23 protein-coding genes and 1 riboswitch are annotated in these 15,239 nt (G+C 64.6%); of the genes, 13 read left to right on the forward strand and 10 right to left on the reverse strand.

Annotated features, from left to right (window positions below):
• The first annotated feature begins 24 nt into the window (after window positions 1-24).
• From N0A20_RS16815 to N0A20_RS16830, 4 genes are read left to right on the forward strand one after another with little or no spacing between them, the layout of a single operon-like run.
• Window positions 25-651, forward strand: coding sequence for a pyridoxamine 5'-phosphate oxidase family protein (locus N0A20_RS16815; protein ID WP_260581489.1), 627 nt, complete (start codon window positions 25-27; stop codon window positions 649-651).
• Window positions 648-1,073, forward strand: coding sequence for a VOC family protein (locus N0A20_RS16820; RefSeq protein ID WP_260581491.1), 426 nt, complete (start codon window positions 648-650; stop codon window positions 1,071-1,073). The genes N0A20_RS16815 and N0A20_RS16820 overlap by 4 nt, the downstream gene beginning before the upstream one ends.
• Before the next feature lie 11 nt (window positions 1,074-1,084).
• Complete coding sequence (locus N0A20_RS16825; protein WP_260581492.1) at window positions 1,085-1,306, forward strand: tautomerase family protein; 222 nt, start codon at window positions 1,085-1,087, stop codon at window positions 1,304-1,306.
• Complete coding sequence (locus tag N0A20_RS16830) at window positions 1,303-1,761, forward strand: DMT family transporter (RefSeq protein WP_260581494.1); 459 nt, start codon at window positions 1,303-1,305, stop codon at window positions 1,759-1,761. Before N0A20_RS16825 ends, N0A20_RS16830 begins: the two co-directional genes overlap by 4 nt.
• Here the strand turns inward: N0A20_RS16830 and N0A20_RS16835 are convergent.
• The 4 genes from N0A20_RS16835 to N0A20_RS16850 all read right to left on the reverse strand — a co-directional run bounded on the left by N0A20_RS16835 (window position 1,758) and on the right by N0A20_RS16850 (window position 3,056).
• A complete protein-coding gene (locus N0A20_RS16835) occupies window positions 1,758-1,922 on the reverse strand; it encodes a DUF6265 family protein (protein ID WP_260581496.1) in 165 nt (54 codons plus the stop codon). The genes N0A20_RS16830 and N0A20_RS16835 overlap by 4 nt on opposite strands.
• Window positions 1,864-2,211 carry a DUF6265 family protein gene (locus N0A20_RS16840; RefSeq protein WP_260581497.1) on the reverse strand — a complete coding sequence of 116 codons (348 nt, stop codon included), beginning with the start codon at window positions 2,209-2,211 and terminating at the stop codon, window positions 1,864-1,866. The genes N0A20_RS16835 and N0A20_RS16840 overlap by 59 nt, the downstream gene beginning before the upstream one ends.
• Window positions 2,208-2,492 (reverse strand): hypothetical protein, encoded by a 285-nt coding sequence (locus tag N0A20_RS16845; protein WP_260581499.1) that lies wholly within the window; start codon window positions 2,490-2,492, stop codon window positions 2,208-2,210. Before N0A20_RS16845 ends, N0A20_RS16840 begins: the two co-directional genes overlap by 4 nt.
• A gap of 243 nt (window positions 2,493-2,735) precedes the next feature.
• Complete coding sequence (locus N0A20_RS16850) at window positions 2,736-3,056, reverse strand: winged helix-turn-helix transcriptional regulator (protein ID WP_260581501.1); 321 nt, start codon at window positions 3,054-3,056, stop codon at window positions 2,736-2,738.
• Window positions 3,057-3,227: 171 nt separating this feature from the next.
• Between N0A20_RS16850 and N0A20_RS16855 the strand changes: the two genes are divergently transcribed.
• Complete coding sequence (locus tag N0A20_RS16855) at window positions 3,228-3,827, forward strand: flavodoxin family protein (protein WP_260581503.1); 600 nt, start codon at window positions 3,228-3,230, stop codon at window positions 3,825-3,827.
• Between the two features lie 2 nt (window positions 3,828-3,829).
• Here the strand turns inward: N0A20_RS16855 and N0A20_RS16860 are convergent, their stop codons facing one another.
• The 4 genes from N0A20_RS16860 to N0A20_RS16875 all read right to left on the reverse strand — a co-directional run bounded on the left by N0A20_RS16860 (window position 3,830) and on the right by N0A20_RS16875 (window position 6,642).
• Window positions 3,830-4,054 (reverse strand): transcriptional regulator, encoded by a 225-nt coding sequence (locus N0A20_RS16860; protein ID WP_260581505.1) that lies wholly within the window; start codon window positions 4,052-4,054, stop codon window positions 3,830-3,832.
• 78 nt (window positions 4,055-4,132) lie between these two features.
• Complete coding sequence (locus N0A20_RS16865; protein ID WP_260581506.1) at window positions 4,133-4,582, reverse strand: hypothetical protein; 450 nt, start codon at window positions 4,580-4,582, stop codon at window positions 4,133-4,135.
• A 91-nt stretch (window positions 4,583-4,673) separates the two neighbouring features.
• Window positions 4,674-5,906 carry a cytochrome P450 gene (locus tag N0A20_RS16870; protein ID WP_260581509.1) on the reverse strand — a complete coding sequence of 411 codons (1,233 nt, stop codon included), beginning with the start codon at window positions 5,904-5,906 and terminating at the stop codon, window positions 4,674-4,676.
• A gap of 10 nt (window positions 5,907-5,916) precedes the next feature.
• Window positions 5,917-6,642, reverse strand: a complete 726-nt coding sequence (locus N0A20_RS16875; RefSeq protein ID WP_260581510.1) for a hypothetical protein — start codon at window positions 6,640-6,642, stop codon at window positions 5,917-5,919.
• 200 nt (window positions 6,643-6,842) lie between these two features.
• Here N0A20_RS16875 and N0A20_RS16880 point away from each other — a divergent pair, with 200 nt between their 5' ends.
• From N0A20_RS16880 to N0A20_RS16905, 6 genes are all read left to right on the forward strand, one after another.
• Window positions 6,843-7,271, forward strand: a complete 429-nt coding sequence (locus tag N0A20_RS16880; protein WP_260581511.1) for a cupin domain-containing protein — start codon at window positions 6,843-6,845, stop codon at window positions 7,269-7,271.
• Window positions 7,272-7,474: 203 nt separating this feature from the next.
• Entirely contained in the window at window positions 7,475-8,254 is a 780-nt protein-coding gene (locus tag N0A20_RS16885; RefSeq protein WP_260581512.1) for a hypothetical protein, read from the forward strand.
• 5 nt (window positions 8,255-8,259) lie between these two features.
• Window positions 8,260-8,370: riboswitch (TPP riboswitch) on the forward strand.
• A 47-nt stretch (window positions 8,371-8,417) separates the two neighbouring features.
• Window positions 8,418-10,310: a phosphomethylpyrimidine synthase ThiC gene (gene thiC / locus N0A20_RS16890; RefSeq protein ID WP_260581513.1), complete on the forward strand. Its 1,893-nt coding sequence runs from the start codon at window positions 8,418-8,420 to the stop codon at window positions 10,308-10,310.
• Window positions 10,307-11,188: a hypothetical protein gene (locus N0A20_RS16895; RefSeq protein ID WP_260581514.1), complete on the forward strand. Its 882-nt coding sequence runs from the start codon at window positions 10,307-10,309 to the stop codon at window positions 11,186-11,188. Before thiC ends, N0A20_RS16895 begins: the two co-directional genes overlap by 4 nt.
• A 10-nt stretch (window positions 11,189-11,198) precedes the next feature.
• Window positions 11,199-11,609, forward strand: coding sequence for a nucleotide-binding protein (locus N0A20_RS16900; protein ID WP_260583942.1), 411 nt, complete (start codon window positions 11,199-11,201; stop codon window positions 11,607-11,609).
• A 53-nt stretch (window positions 11,610-11,662) separates the two neighbouring features.
• Window positions 11,663-12,325: a DUF4145 domain-containing protein gene (locus N0A20_RS16905; RefSeq protein WP_260581515.1), complete on the forward strand. Its 663-nt coding sequence runs from the start codon at window positions 11,663-11,665 to the stop codon at window positions 12,323-12,325.
• Between the two features lie 91 nt (window positions 12,326-12,416).
• On the opposite strand, the gene N0A20_RS16910 is transcribed toward N0A20_RS16905, so the two are convergent.
• Entirely contained in the window at window positions 12,417-12,542 is a 126-nt protein-coding gene (locus N0A20_RS16910) for a hypothetical protein (protein WP_260581516.1), read from the reverse strand.
• 248 nt (window positions 12,543-12,790) lie between these two features.
• The gene (locus N0A20_RS16915; protein WP_260581517.1) at window positions 12,791-13,942 is read right to left on the reverse strand and encodes a Fic family protein; all 1,152 of its coding nucleotides are present in this window, start codon (window positions 13,940-13,942) and stop codon (window positions 12,791-12,793) included.
• Window positions 13,943-14,102: 160 nt separating this feature from the next.
• On the opposite strand from N0A20_RS16915, the gene N0A20_RS16920 reads away from it, so the two are divergent.
• Window positions 14,103-14,615 (forward strand): 2'-5' RNA ligase family protein, encoded by a 513-nt coding sequence (locus N0A20_RS16920; protein WP_260581518.1) that lies wholly within the window; start codon window positions 14,103-14,105, stop codon window positions 14,613-14,615.
• A gap of 125 nt (window positions 14,616-14,740) precedes the next feature.
• A complete protein-coding gene (locus tag N0A20_RS16925) occupies window positions 14,741-15,049 on the forward strand; it encodes a hypothetical protein (RefSeq protein ID WP_260581519.1) in 309 nt (102 codons plus the stop codon).
• The last annotated feature ends 190 nt before the right edge of the window (window positions 15,050-15,239 follow it).

Consider the following 15,239-nt stretch of genomic DNA (forward strand, 5'->3'; position numbering starts at 1 on the left):
GCTCCGCCCCGAAAGGCCGATCCGATGGCGCGCAATTACCGGACCACCCTCTTCAACGACGATGTGCAGCGGCTGCAGGCGCTCCACGGCTCGCGCGCCTCCTATGCGAAGCTCGACGCGGGTGCCGACGGCAGCCCCGACGTGCTGACGGCCAAGGAGACCGGCTTCATCGCCGCGCGCGACAGCTTCTACATGGCGAGCGTCACCGCCGACGGCTGGCCCTACATGCAGCATCGCGGCGGCCCCGCCGGTTTCCTGCGCCCCATCGAAGGCAACCGCATCGGTTTCGCCGACTATCGCGGCAACAGGCAATATATGAGCACCGCCAATCTGATGCGCGACGACCGCGTCGCGCTGTTCCTGATGGACTATCCGAACAAGGAGCGGCTGAAATTGCTCGGCCATGCGGTGAGCGTCGAATTGGGCGACGACCCCGCCCTCGTCGCCTCATTGATGCCCGCGGGCTATCGCGCGGTGCCCGAGCGCGCCTTCCTGATCGACGTCGTCGGCTGGGAATGGAATTGCCCGCAGCACATCACCCCGCGCTTCACCGAAGCCGAAATCGCGGCGGCGATCCGGCCGATGGCGGCCGAACTCAACCAGCTGCGCGCCGAGATCGCCGCGCTTCGTTCGGCAAAGGAAGAAAAATGACCAGGCCCCGCACGCCCAAAGCCTGGACCCGGGGCGCCCACCATATCGGCCTCGCGGTGCGCGACGTCGCCGAGGCGCGCGATTTCTTCGTCGACGCGCTCGGCTACAGCGTCGCCGCCGAACGCCCCGGCTATCCCGCGATCTTCGTCACCGACGGCACGACCCTGCTCACCCTGTGGCAGGTCGCCGACCCCGCCCGTGCGACTCCCTTCGACCGGCGCGCCAATATCGGCCTTCACCATCTCGCGCTCGGCGTCGCCGATCTCGATGCGCTGCGCATCGTCTTCGCGCGGGTGCAGGGCCATCCCGGCGTCGCAATCGAATTCGATCCCGAACCGATCCGCGAGGGCGCGACGACGCATCATTTCATCGCTACCATGCCCGGCGGCATCCGCATCGAATTCGCCACCCCTTTCGCCTGAGGAGCGCACCCTTGCCCTACGTCAACATCCGCATCACCCGCGAGGGCGCCAGCCCCGAGCAGAAGGCCGAACTGATCGGCGGCGTCACCGAATTGCTGCAGCGCGTGCTCGGCAAGAATCCGGCGACCACCGTCGTCACGATCGACGAGGTCGATACCGACAATTGGGGCATCGGCGGGCTGCCGGTCCTCGACTATCGCGCGGCGCAGGCCGCGAGCGGGCCCAAGCGATGACCGCGAACAACAGCGCCCCCGCCTTTGCCCTCATCATGCTGCTCACCGGCGTGGGCATCCCGATCCTCGCGGCGCTCAACGGCGGGCTCGGCGCGCGGCTCGGCAGCCCGATGGCGGCGTCGATGATCCTCTTCGGCCTCGCCTTCCTGATCGCGGCGGCGGGCGTGCTCTTGACCGGGTCGGCCGGGCAGGTTCGCTTCACGAGCGAGATTCCGCCGCAATTCTATTTCGGCGGGCTGTTCGTCGCCTTCTATGTCATCGCGGTGACCTTCATCGCGCCCAAATTCGGGGTCGGCAACGCGATCTTCTTCGTGCTCGTCGGCCAGCTGATCAGCGCCGCGACGATCGACCATTTCGGCCTGTTCGGCGCGATTTGCTCGGCGATCGACCTGAAACGCGCCGCGGGCATCGCGCTGATGATCGCAGGGGTCTATCTCGCCCGAAAGACGGCCTAGCGCCGCCTGTAGACCCAGCTCCGCGCCTTCGACCCGTCGACCAGCGAGATCGTCGCGGTCAGCGTGTCGCCGTCGCGGACATAGGCGATGCGCTGCGGGTAATCATGGTCCGCATTCTCGAAGGCCGCGCGCCCCGCGCCGCTTTCGACCAGCCGGAACACCACCGGCGCACCGCCGCCCGGCTGCGCGATATAGGCCGGCTGCTCCGTCTTCGCCGGCCTGCAGCCGCAGAAACTCGAATTCCCGCAGCGCGTCGCCGCGTCCCGAGCGGCTGTGCCCCAGCATCACCCCGCCGCGCGGGTCCGTCCAGCTTTCCTCGGTCCAGCGGCCTTCGCCCTCCTCCACCCAGGTCCCGGCAAGCCAGCCGAGGTCATCGACCGTCGCCGCCGGGGTCGCCGGGGTCGCCGCGCCCAGCAGCAGCGCCGCCAGCATCGCGATCGACGCCTTCATCCGCCGGTTCCCGGCTCGGCCATCCGTGCCCGGTGATGGCGTGTCCGCGCGACGATCACCCCGATCCAGATCGCCCAGCCGAGCCCAAGGCTGATCCACGCCCATGTCTGCGTCGGCAAGGGGCCGAGGAACCAGGGCCCGCCGCTGCGCGGCCACGCCCACAGCCCCACCGCGCCGAGGATCAGCACGAACCCCGCGAGCCGCGGCCAGCGCGCCACCCCGCGCAATTCGCGGCGATAGGCGGCCCGGGCTTCGGCGTCGGTCAGATCGGGTCGGCTCATGCCGCGCCTTCTGCCACATCGCGGCGCCCGCGCCAATGACGCGCGAAGCGGTCGGTTGAGGATGGGGCGGTCTCTTTGGGGTGGGAGCGGACGTGGCAGGCACACGCCGATCACCCCTCCCGCAAGCGGGAGGGGCAGCGAGACTTACGAGCTTGCTCGTTAGTCGCAGCGGGGTGGGCCATGGTAACGTCGCTGCCCACCCCCAACCCCCCGCAAGGGGGTGGGGAGCCAAACCAACCCCTCCTAAGCCGCCTCGCGCCCCGCGAACGCCGCCCGCGCGGCCAGCACATCGGCGAAGCGCGTCTCGATCCACTCGAACAGCGGCCCCAGCGCCGGCCCCAGTGACGCGCCGAGCGGCGTCAGATGATATTCGACATGCGGCGGCACCGTCATGAAGTCGCGCCGCTCGACCAGCCCGTTCGCCTCCAGCGCGCGCAGCGTCTGCGTCAGCATCTTCTGGCTGATCCCGCCGACGCGCCGCTTGAGCTCGCCGTTGCGGTGCACACCCTGCGCGATCACCAGCATCAGCAGCAGGCTCCAGCGGTCGCCGATCAGGTCGAGCATGTCGCGCGACGGGCAATTCGCATCGCACGGATCAACTTTATCTACCCAGCCCCGAACAATCATTTTGGCAGTTACCTACAGGTGCGTACTTCACTTTTGGTGCCTACTCCATCATGTCCGGCACCGCAAGCCGCCCGGCTCTCCCCGGCGACCCAGGAAAGGACAAAAGACATGACCCAGGTAGCGATCATCTATCACTCGGGCTTCGGCCACACCGCGGTGCTCGCCGCCGACGTCGCGCGCGGCGTCGAGGCGGCGGGGGCGACCCCGGTGCTGCTCGCCATCGAGCCCGGCCAGACGAGCTTCGACGAATTTTTCGCCGTCGCGGCCGAAAGCGACGCGCTGATCTTCGGCTCGCCCACGTATATGGGCACCGTTTCGGCGCCGATGAAGGCGTTCATGGACGCGAGCGCCGCCGTCTATTTCACCAAGCAGTGGAAGGACAAGCTCGCCGCCGCCTTCACCGTCTCGGGCTCGCCGTCGGGCGACAAGCTCAACACGCTGACCAGCCTCGCGATCTTCGCGGCGCAGCATGCGATGCTGTGGATCGGCACCGGCCAGAACCCCGGCAACAACGACGACACCTCGGCGGCGACCGATGTCGAGAACCGCCTCGGCAGCTTCCTCGGCGCGATGGCGCAGGCCGCGAACGACAGCCCCGAAGTCACCCCCAAGGCCGGCGACCGCGCCACCGCGCACTCGCTGGGCGAACGCGTGGCGACCGCCGCGGCGCGGTGGAAGGCCGGGGCGACCGCGACGGTCGCGGCCTAAGTCTACTCCGCCGCCACCGGCAGATGCGCGACGATCGCGCGCAGCGCGGCGACATGCGCCGCCAGCGCGCGGTCGCCGTTTTTCGTCAGCGAAACCCAGGTCCGCTGGCGCCCGCCCTCGGCGGCCTTGCGCAGCGCGACATAGCCCGCGTCCGCCAGCGCCGACAGATGCTTCGACAGCACCGAATCGCTGACCTTGACCAGTTCGCGCAGCTTCGCGAACTCCATCTCGCTGACCTTGCTCAGCAGCGCGGCGATCTGCAGCCGCGCCGCGCGCGTGGAGCACCATGTCGATCCCGCCCATGCTCAGGCGTCCCCGCCGAGCAGTTCGCGGTCGTAGACGCGCGTCCACCACAGGCTCATCGCGAGCGCGACGGCAAAGGCGAAGCCCGCGATGCCGAACTTTACGAGCAAGCCAAGCTCGGCGAAGCGGGCATAAATCTCGCCGCCCATGGCGCCGAGCATCAGCGCGAGCAGCAGCAGGGTAACCGGCAGGGTGCGTCCCTTGCGATAACCGTTGACGAACAGGCCATAACGCCTGCGGTCGTCAGCCACGAGCCAGACGATCGCGATCAGCGGGAAGATGAGCAACGGCAATTGCCAGGGAAAGCCGAACCCCTGCCCCAGAACCAGCGCTGCCATCACCGCGGCAAAGGCGGCGTGCCGCCACAGCGGATATTGGGGGCCGCTCCGCGCCAGTTCGCGCCGCGCTTCGGCGATCGTGTCGAGCGCCGCCTGGGCTTCGATCGGATTCATCGCATGACTCCTTCACTTTCCAATGCGGAAAGTAATAGCCGTCACTTTCCGATTCGGCAAGCGATAGTTTTCCAATATGGAAAGTTAAGGATCAGCCCGGCACGATCCGCACCGGCATATGCACGAAGCCGTGCAGGAACGGACTCGCCAGCCGCTCGGCCTCCCCCTGCGGCTCGATCTGTATCCCGCGCGTCACGATCTCCTCGATCAGCGTACATAGCTGGATCTCGGCGAGCCGCGCCCCGACGCAGCGGTGGATGCCGTGGCCGAAGGCGACATGCCGCCGCGCATTGGCGCGCCCGACGTCGAAGCGTTCGGCATCGGGAAACACGCTCTCGTCGCGGTTCGCCGAGATGTACCAGAGGATGACCTTCTCGCCCTTGCGAAGTTGCTGCCCGCCCAGTTCGACATCGCGCGTGCAGGTGCGCCGCATATGCGTCACCGGCGACTGCCAGCGGATGATCTCCTGCGCCGCATTGGGGATCAAGGACGGATCGGCGCGCAACCGGTCGAGTTCGCCCGGGAAGCGGTGCAGCGCCTCGACCAGCCCGCTCATCGAATTGCGCGTCGTGTCGTTGCCCCCGACGATCAGCAGCGCGATATTGGCGAGCCGCTCCATCGGATTGAGATTCCCCATCGCCTCGCTGTGCACCATCCGCGAGAGCAGGTCATCGGTCGGCGGCATCGCCTTGCGCTTCGCGAACTCGGCGTCGAAGCGCGCGAGCATCGCGGTCATCTGCGCCATCCACTCGGCGCGATATTCTTCCGTCGCGGTCTCGGGCGAGACATTGCCGCCATAGTCGGACCAGCGTTTGAGGTCGTGCCGCTCCTCCCACGGAAAATCGAACAATATGCACAGCATCCCGATCGTCAGCGGCACCGACACGCTTTCGACCCAGTCGAACGTCTCGCCGACCGGCAGCGCGTCGAACAATTCGCGCGTGCGCTGTTTCACCACCTTCTCGCGCTCGGCCATCTGGCTGGGGTTGAAGGCGGGGGCGATCACCTTGCGCTGCGCCGTGTGGACCGGCGGGTCGGCGGCGATGAAATTGGGCAGGTTCGACTGCGGCGGCGGGTCGGCGATGACGATATTGCCATTCTCCCAAGAGGAGGAGAAGGTCGCGGGATCGAGCTCGACCGCCTGCACCAGCGCGTGGCTGACCACCGACCAGTAACCGCCATAAGGGCTGTCGGGGCACCAGCTCACCGGCATCTCCGCGCGCAGATGCGCGAAGGGCTCGCGCCAGCGGTCCTCGGTATAGAGCGCAATATCGCTGACATCGACCGGCGCGATCGCGCGCGCCTCGTCCAGAACCGAAGCCATGTGTCTCTCCCTATGTCTTTCCGCCCGATCCTAACCGCATCGGCTCCAGCCGCAAGTCGGCGCATCCGCCCGGCGGCAGGTCGAAGCCATCGGCGCGTTGATAGCTGTAGAGGCTGAAGCGGCTCGTCCACCCGGGCTCGACAAGCTCGGCGCTCCAATGCCCCGGCGCGGCGCGGACGACCGCCCGGCCCGCCGCGTCGGTACGGACGAACCGCGCCTTTTCGACGCCCTTCTGTCGCAGCCGAATGCGCGCGCCCGCCAGCGGCTCGTTCTGGTCGGTCGCGACGTACAGGCTGATCGATCCCGGCCCCTTCGCGGGCCGCGCGGCCAGGGCTTTCACCCCGGCTTCGACCTGCCGCATCCGCGCGCCGCTGCTGTTGGGATCGCTTCCCCGGATCTGGTACCGCCCGCCCCCGCGCTCGATAAACAGGATGTTGCGCTGTCCGGCATCGGCCCATCCGCGCGCGCTCGTATTTTGCGTCACCACCCGAAGCCGCCGGGGGCCATGGCCCTTGTAGAAATGATCGGCCGAGATGGTCCAGCTCTGCCATTCGCTATCGACCGCGTAATGCGAGGCGGTTCCCGTGACCACGAGGTCCGCGTTGGAAAAGGCGGCGCATAAAGGCGGCGGCGGGGTCGCGACGATCGCGGACGAGGGCACGGCGAGCACCGCCGCCGTCACGCCAAGCATCGGCAAAGCCGTTCGCCGGACACGCTGCTTCGACAGGACCGACATGGCGCACCTCTCCGCCGCCCGCGGGGGTTCGCAGGTCGTGCAAAGGCGACTATGCCATGCTGGCCGACCGAGTCCAGCGACCGCACGCCGCGATGCCCGCTTATTCCTTCTTTGTGCCTTCGTGCCTTTGTGCGAGACTCGAATAATCTCACACAAAGGCACGAAGAACCGGTTCAACAGCCGCGTACCACGGAAACAGCATGACCGACCCCCGCGCCCTCATCGCAGCCCTCGACCTCGCCCTGCATCCCGAGGGCGGCTGGTACCGCGAGACCTGGCGCGGCCCGCTCGGCGCCGATGGCCGCGCCAGCGGCACCGCGATCCATTTCCTGCTCGAGGCGGGCCAAGGTTCGCACTGGCACCGCGTCGATGCCGAGGAGATCTGGCTCTGGCACGCCGGCGTCCCCGTCACCCTGTCGCTCGCCGCGACCGACGCCGACGCGCCGGCGCACCATCGCCTCGGCCCCGACGTCCTTGCGGGCGAGGCCCCGCAAATCCGCATCCCCGCGCACCACTGGCAGGCCGCGCGTGCCGCCGACGGCTGGGCGCTCGTCAGCTGCCTCGTCGTCCCCGGCTTCGACTTCGCGGGCTTCACCCTCGCGCCGCCGGGCTGGGCGCCGGGCGGCTAAGGCCCTTGTGACGGGCCGCACAGCGCCGCGCCGCGCATCGCGATATGGCGCTGCCATGCGCCCGCTCGCCCTCCTCCTCACCGCTCCCTTCCTGCTCGGCGCCGTCGCGCCCGACATATGCGACAGCGGGCGCGAGGGCGGCGTCCATATCGCGCCGGTCCCGATCGTCGATATCGCCGTCGATCCGATTCCGATCGTCGACCATGCCGTCGTCGCGCACGAGGTGGTGCAGATCGCGACCCGGGGCTGGCTGCTCGGGAGCGAGTTGCGCGTCCCCGGACCCGAGCGGCTCGTCTATCCCGCTCGGCACCCCGCTCGATCCCCGATATTGCCTGCCCGCGGCGTACGCGCCCTTTGTCCTCGCCCCGGAGGGCCAACGCTGGCGGCGCGTCGGGGGCTATGTCCAGGCCTGCCTCGCCGACCGCGATGGCGACGGCCTCTACGAAGCGCTCAACCTGTTCGCGGGCGATTCGGCCATGCACGTTCCCGTCCGCCACCTCGAGCGTTCCGAGACCCTCGCGGTCCCGCAGGCGCTCGCCGAAGACCCGCTCGGCCTCGCGGACAGCCGCCGCTATGTCCACCGCCGCGTCACCGTCACCGTGAAGGACAATATCGCGCGGCTCGCCATCGCCCACGCCTTCCAGGACCAGGATCGTCATGCTGCCCCGGGCGTATATGTCACTGGCTCCGACGGTGCCTATGTCTATCGCCTCGTCCCCCGCCCGCCGCACCCGGTGTCGATGACCGGCAACAGCTATTTCGGCAGCGGGCGCGATGCCGAGGCCAGCGTGACCATCGCCGACGGCGCCGAAGTCGCGGTCGGCGGCCTCGCTTTCCGCATCGACCATTATAGCCACGGCTTCACCCTGCAACCGCTCGCCAGCCGCTCGCCGCGCTGGGTCCATTATGGCTGCGGCGGCACCAGCATCCTCCTCGGCCCCGCGCCCAAGACACCGCTCGACAGCGCCCCCGCCCCCCGCTAATCTCCGCGCCATCCCCGGGGAGCCTGTGTGCAGCAACAGGTTGAGAGCGGAACAGCCCGCGACCCGTCGAACCTGATCCGGGTAATACCGGCGGAGGGAGGGTCGGTGTTCCAAACCCGGAATCCCGTGTTCTCGCTCCGGCATAGAAACGGAGCGACTGCACATGGCCGACATCGATTCCCGCCTCGACATAGCCCAGGCCGAGCCCATCGGCGTCACCACCGGCCCGATCCGCGGCAGCCGCAAGGTCCATATCGCCAGCCCCACCGGCAGCGGCATCCGCGTCGCGATGCGCGAGATCGACCTCGATCCGCACAGCGGCGAGCCCAGTGTCCGCGTCTACGACACCAGCGGGCCTTACACCGACCCGAACGCCCGCATCGACATCGCCCAGGGCCTTCCCGAACTGCGCGCCGCGTGGATCCGCTCGCGCGGCGACGTCGAGGAAGTGCGCCAGCGCGAGGTGCGCCCCGAGGACAACGGCCAGCTCGGCCCCGACCGCTCGGGCGGCGTCCCCGCTTTCCCCAACGTCCGCAAGACCGTGCTGCGCGCACGTCCCGGCGCGAACGTCAGCCAGATGCACTACGCCCGCAAAGGCATCATCACCCCCGAGATGGAATATGTCGCCACGCGCGAAAATCTCGGCCGCGAGCGCCTCGCCGAGTACATCCGCGACGGGCAGGACTGGGGCGCGAGCATCCCCGATTACGTCACCCCCGAATTCGTCCGCGACGAGGTGGCGCGCGGCCGCGCGATCATTCCGAACAACATCAACCACCCCGAGAGCGAGCCGATGGCGATCGGCCGCAACTTCCTCGTCAAGATCAACGCCAATATCGGCAACAGCGCGGTCGCCAGCGACGTCGCGAGCGAGGTCGACAAGATGGTCTGGTCGATTCGCTGGGGCGCCGACACCGTCATGGACCTGTCCACGGGACGCAACATCCACGACACGCGCGAATGGATCCTCCGCAACAGCCCCGTGCCGATCGGCACCGTCCCCATCTATCAGGCGCTGGAGAAAGTCGGCGGCATCGCCGAGGAGCTGACGTGGGAAATCTTCCGCGACACGCTGATCGAGCAGGCCGAACAGGGCGTCGACTATTTCACCATCCACGCCGGCGTCCGCCTGCCCTACGTGCCGCTCGCCGCCAAGCGCGTCACCGGCATCGTCAGCCGCGGCGGCAGCATCATGGCGAAATGGTGCCTCGCGCATCATCGCGAGAGCTTCCTCTACGAACGCTTCGACGAGATCACCGAGATCATGAAGGCCTATGACATCGCCTACAGCCTCGGCGACGGCCTCCGCCCCGGCAGCATCGCCGACGCGAACGACGAGGCGCAGTTCGCCGAGCTCTACACGCTCGGCGAGCTCACCAAGCGCGCGTGGGAACAGGATGTGCAGGTGATGATCGAGGGCCCGGGCCATGTCCCGATGCACAAGATCAAGGAGAATATGGACAAGCAGCTCGCGGCGTGCGGCGAGGCGCCCTTCTACACGCTCGGGCCGCTCACCACCGACATCGCGCCGGGCTACGACCATATCACCAGCGGCATCGGCGCCGCGATGATCGGCTGGTACGGCACCGCGATGCTCTGCTACGTCACGCCCAAGGAGCATCTCGGCCTCCCCGACCGCGACGATGTGAAGGTCGGCGTCGTCACCTACAAGCTCGCCGCGCACGCCGCCGACCTCGCCAAGGGCCACCCCGCCGCGCAGGTCCGCGACGACGCGCTATCGAAAGCGCGCTTTGAATTCCGCTGGCGCGACCAGTTCAACCTGTCGCTCGACCCCGACACGGCGGAGCAATACCACGACCAGACGCTACCGGCGGAAGGCGCCAAGACCGCTCATTTCTGCAGCATGTGCGGCCCCAAATTCTGCTCGATGAAGATCAGCCAGGAAGTCCGCGAGTTCGCGAAGCTGCAAAATCAGGACAGCGCCGGATTCATCGCGGCGGAAGAGGCCGAGAAGGGCATGGCGGAAATGAGCCAAGTCTATGAGGACACGGGGCGCGAGCTCTATATGGGCGCGGGTGGGCGGGAGCATGATTGAAGAAAGCCCAAACACGAAACAACCAAAATATAACGGCTGCGAATGAATCTTTTGAAAATTTTTCTCAATTAAAAACAAATAGTTATACTTACAGATCAAAAGATTCATTGCTGGATGCTCAAATAAGTCTGGATTCTTGGTTAAAGAATTCTTACTTTGTTCTCGTCAGAGGACGAAAGGGTTCCCCCATGCCAAAAGCGGATTCAGATGCAGATACGGCAAAACGGTCGCGCATTAGCCAGTCAGACTTCCCAAATATTAGCTTAGAAGAGGCATTGCGCATCGCTAAGGGACTTTGGGATAATTACGCTGGTAAAGGTGCCGCTCCTCATAATGTGGCAATGGCACTTGACCTAAGCCCGACCAGCGGCGGATGGCGCAATCTTTGCGGCGCCTCTATTGCTTATGGACTCACCGAAGGTGGGTACAACGCCTCAGAAATAGTCCTTACTGAATTGGGCAAACGTATCGTCGCGCCCACTTCGGAGGGTGATGACCTCATAGCCCTGCAGGAAGCTGCGTTGAAACCGCGCTTACTGGGCGATTTCTTTCGAAACTATGATCGAGCCAAGTTTCCGCGAGATGATATCGCCGGTAATGTGTTGGTCAGCAAAGGACTTCCGAAAGATCGTGTGGACGGGCTCGTCAGCCTGCTGAAGCGTAATGGCGATTTCGTCGGATTTATCAAACAGACTAAAACTGGACCATTTGTTTCGCTCGACGCGCCGCCCACAAATCAGGCGAGGCCCGCGCTTATGACTGCCAGCCCGGACATCGACGAAGACGACTTTGGCGTTTGCGGTGACGAAGAAGTTATCAGCGCACCTCCTCGTGCCTCAATATTAGAGGCGCTAAGCGATCGCAGCTGCGTCCAATAATCGCGTATTTATAACGCATGGGAAAAACCAAGGAATATTGGACCAGATTAAAGAGGTCGTCGAACTTGGCGGATTTGATCCGATCATATCAACGAGAACGGAGACAACTGCCAAGCCGATACCTGACAAGGTAATGGACGACATGCGAAGCTGTAGCGCAGCAGTTATTCATGTTGGATCGGAAGGCGTGTTGACGGACGACGATGGGAATAAACATCCTCAGATCAACCCTAACGTACTGATTGAGATCGGCGCGGCAATGGCACTATACAAAGGCCGGTTCATTCTCGTTGTTGAAGATGGCGTAAGCCTTCCATCAAATTTGCAGGGCCTCTACGAATCAAGATACACTGGAAGTTCAATAGAATTTCAGGCTGGAATGAAAATTCTAAAAGCACTTAGAGGACTAAAGGCAGGTTGAACAGATAAGCGTGCCAAAAATCGTGTCAATCTAGCCATAGCTAAGAGCTGAACATGAGCAAAACCATTCCTGCTAAATTTCGTGAGAACTCCTTTAACTGCCCATTGTGTGGCGTTTATTCCATGCAATTCTATTCAGATCTGAAGAGACTGGACTGGGAAGATAAACCTGTAGATACGGAGGCAGTCCTATCGGAATGCTTGAAATGCGACGGAAAGCTGCTCTGGTGGAAAGGTTCAATTGTTTCGCCAAGTGTGACGACGGCGCCGTTTCATCATGAAGACATGCCGAAGGAGATCGTCAAAACCTATGAGGAAGCTCGACAGGTATTTGAGATTTCTCCCACAGCATCTTGCGCGCTTTTGAGGTTGGCTTTGGAGAAATTGACGGTCGTTCTAGGCTTTTCAAAGGGAACGCTGGATGCACGGATCGGCATGATGGTTGGTGCAGGATTGTCCACAAATGTACAGGAAGCACTGGATGTCGTTAGGGTGATCGGAAATCAGGCCGTGCACCCTGGACAGATTGATTTATCGGACGACCGCGAAACCGCCGCCGCGCTCTTCGAGCTTCTTAATTATATTGTTGAGCGGCTAATCACCGAACCCGCGAAGATCGGGAAGCTCTTTGATGCGTTGCCGGAAAACGCGCGTAAGGCAATCGCATCTCGCGACGCTCTGAAATCACTTCCACCTCCCAAGGCGCAAGATAGCTAAGAATTACGGTGACAGAATTACGGTGACAGAATTACGGTAATTACGGTGACAGTTTACTAAATTACGGTGACAGTTTACTAAATCCCCAAACTCACTCCACCCGCAGCGCCTCCAATATCTCGTCAAAGACAATCACCTTCGGATGACTCCCGATCTCGCTCGCGACGCTCGCCCCCACCAACACCGCCACATTGTTCGCCGCCGCCTGATAGGTCACGCCGATCTTCGCCGCGATGGATTACGGTGACAGTTTACTAAATCCCCAAATTCCGGGCCGCGTAAAACGGCCCGCAGACGCCATTCCCCTCCGCCCCCCACCGAACACCCCCGCAAATCCTATTTCGCCTACCCCACCCCAAAAAACCCTTTCCTAAAAAACCCCCGTCTGGTTCATCCTGCTGGATGAAGCACGACAAGACCCTCCCAACCCTCGAATTACGGTGACAGTTTACTAAATCCCCAAACTCACTCCACCCGCAGCGCCTCCAATATCTCGTCGAAGACGATCACCTTCGGATGACTCCCGATCTCGCTCGCGACGCTCGCCCCCACCAACACCGCCACATTGTTCGCCGCCGCCTGATAGGTCACGCCGATCTTCGCCGCGATGGCGGTGATCGTCATCGCGGGCTGTTCGAACGCCAGATCGATGATGCGTGGCAACAGCGCCGATTGGCGCGCTTTCTGGAACCGCTCGCGATAGCGCGTCTGCAAATCCTGTAGCCGCTCGACGACGCGGATCGTACCCAGCGCAGATTCGGTCACCGCTTCCAGAAAGAAGGACAGCCACGGCAACCATTCGCCCCCCCGCGACACCTCGTACATCAGGTCGATATAGCGGTCCTTGTGCCGCTCCAGCCACGGCGACATATAGAGCAGGGGCTGGCGCAGCGTGTCGCTCTGGATCAGGATCAGCGTGATCAGCATCCGCCCGACACGCCCATTGCCGTCGGCAAAGGGATGGATCGTCTCGAACTGGTAATGCGCCAGCGCCGCATCGACCAGCGGCGGTATCCCGCCACGATCGGCCCGGTTGATGAATTTGGCGAGATCATCCAGCGCGTCGGCGGCTTCGCGCGGCGGCGGCGGAATGAAGCGCGCCGTTTCGATCCGGCCCGTCCCGCCGATCCAGTTCTGGTCGCGCTTGAGCTCGCCGGCATCGACACTCGCGCCGCGATGCTTCGCCACACCGTCGAGCAACAGGCGGTGCGCATTGCGCAGCAGGCGGCTCGATATCGGCAGTTCATCAAGCTGCTGGATGGCAGTTTCCAACCCGCGTACGTAATTGAAGACTTCGCGATTGTCCTCACGCTTGCCGGCATCGCCCGCCCCGGCTTCAAACAGGAAAAGATCGGACAGCGTCGTGTAGGTGCCCTCCATGCCCGACGATGAAACGGCTTCGCGCCGCTGCAACGGGCGGATAAGGAGCATCGGATTGGCCATGCCGCGGCCAATCCCGCGCAACTCCCCGATAGCCTGAGAGGCTGCGGAAAGCTGCGCCGCCAATGGATTCAGGTCGAGCACGGGCGGCAGCTTGTCCGGTACAAACGCTTTGCGCCCGCCAATCGTTGGAACTAGGGTGCCGGTAGCAGCTTTGCCAAACCCGTTCTGTTCCATTCTCGCTTCCTTGAAGATGGGCCAGAGGTTTTCTACAAAAACTTTGTTTCGTTGAAAACTACTTTCTCCTTTTCCACGAACGTTGGAAACCAAAACGGATCAGTTTCGATCCCGCTTCGTACAGTCTCGCATCACCCCCACACCATGCTACACTCCCGCCATGCGCGCCCGGACCCCCCTCTACGTCATGGCCAAGCCGCCGCCCGAGGTGCAGGAACAGATCGCCGCGCTGCCGCGCAACGACCCCGGACGCGGCCCTAATCTCCTCCATGTCACGCTCATCTCGCTCTACGACCTCCATTATGCGCCGCCCGAGTGGCTGCCCGCGACCATCGCCGCGCTGGACGGCTTCGCCGCAGCCCCCTTCCCGCTCAGCTTCGACCGGATCGAGAATCGCAAGGCGGTGACGCTGCGCACGCGCGATCCGCTGGCCGAGGCGCGGGCGTTCCAGAAGGCGTTGGTCAACCATCTGCTGCGCGAGAAGGCACCGATCATGGACGGCACCACGCCCGAACCGCACATCACGATCAACTATCGCGGCGACCGCCTGAATGCCCAGAAAATGCCGCCGATCGGCTGGACGGTCGATGAGATCATTCTGATGGAGAGCATCGTCGGCAAGACCACCCATGTCGAACACGGCCGCTGGCCGCTGCGCGGGGACGCTTCCTGAACAGCCGGCGCGGCGTATGGACCCCGGCTTTCGCCGGGGAGCACGGGCGACGATATTTGCCATGCCCCATTTGCCATGCCCCGCTCCGCCGCCTATCCTGGCCGGACAGCATAGGGAGGACAGTCATGTCGCACCCCTCGAACATCGTCCATTGTTCCGGCCCGCACGATGCGCACGCGTTCGACGGCATTTCGGTCCGCCACCGCACCGGCGACCTCGATGCGCCTTGCCCGGTCTGCGCGGGGCATGGCCAGTGGAACAGCCAGATCGACCTCGTCAGCCACCGCTCGATCCGCGTGCCCTGCCCCAAGTGCGACGGGCGCGGCTGGATCGAGACCGGGGCCGACATGGTCCCCTCGCACGACATCGCCCTGTCGCCCGATGGCCAGCCCCAATGGATCGTGCGGCTCGATCCCTCCGACGATATCGAATGAGCTTCGCGCCCGGCGCGCGTCGCGGCGCCCGACGCCGACGGAACTCCTGCCCCGCTCAGGACTTAACCCTCTGCGCGGGGCAACCTATGCATGCCCGCGCCCGCTTGGCCCGGCACGCGATCCTGACGGAGTGATGTCGATGAACAAGCTGATGATCCTGCCCCTCGCCGCCGCAACCGCGCTCGCGGGC

Source organism: Sphingopyxis sp. PET50 (assembly GCF_025244705.1).
Classification (GTDB): Bacteria; Pseudomonadota; Alphaproteobacteria; order Sphingomonadales; family Sphingomonadaceae; genus Sphingopyxis.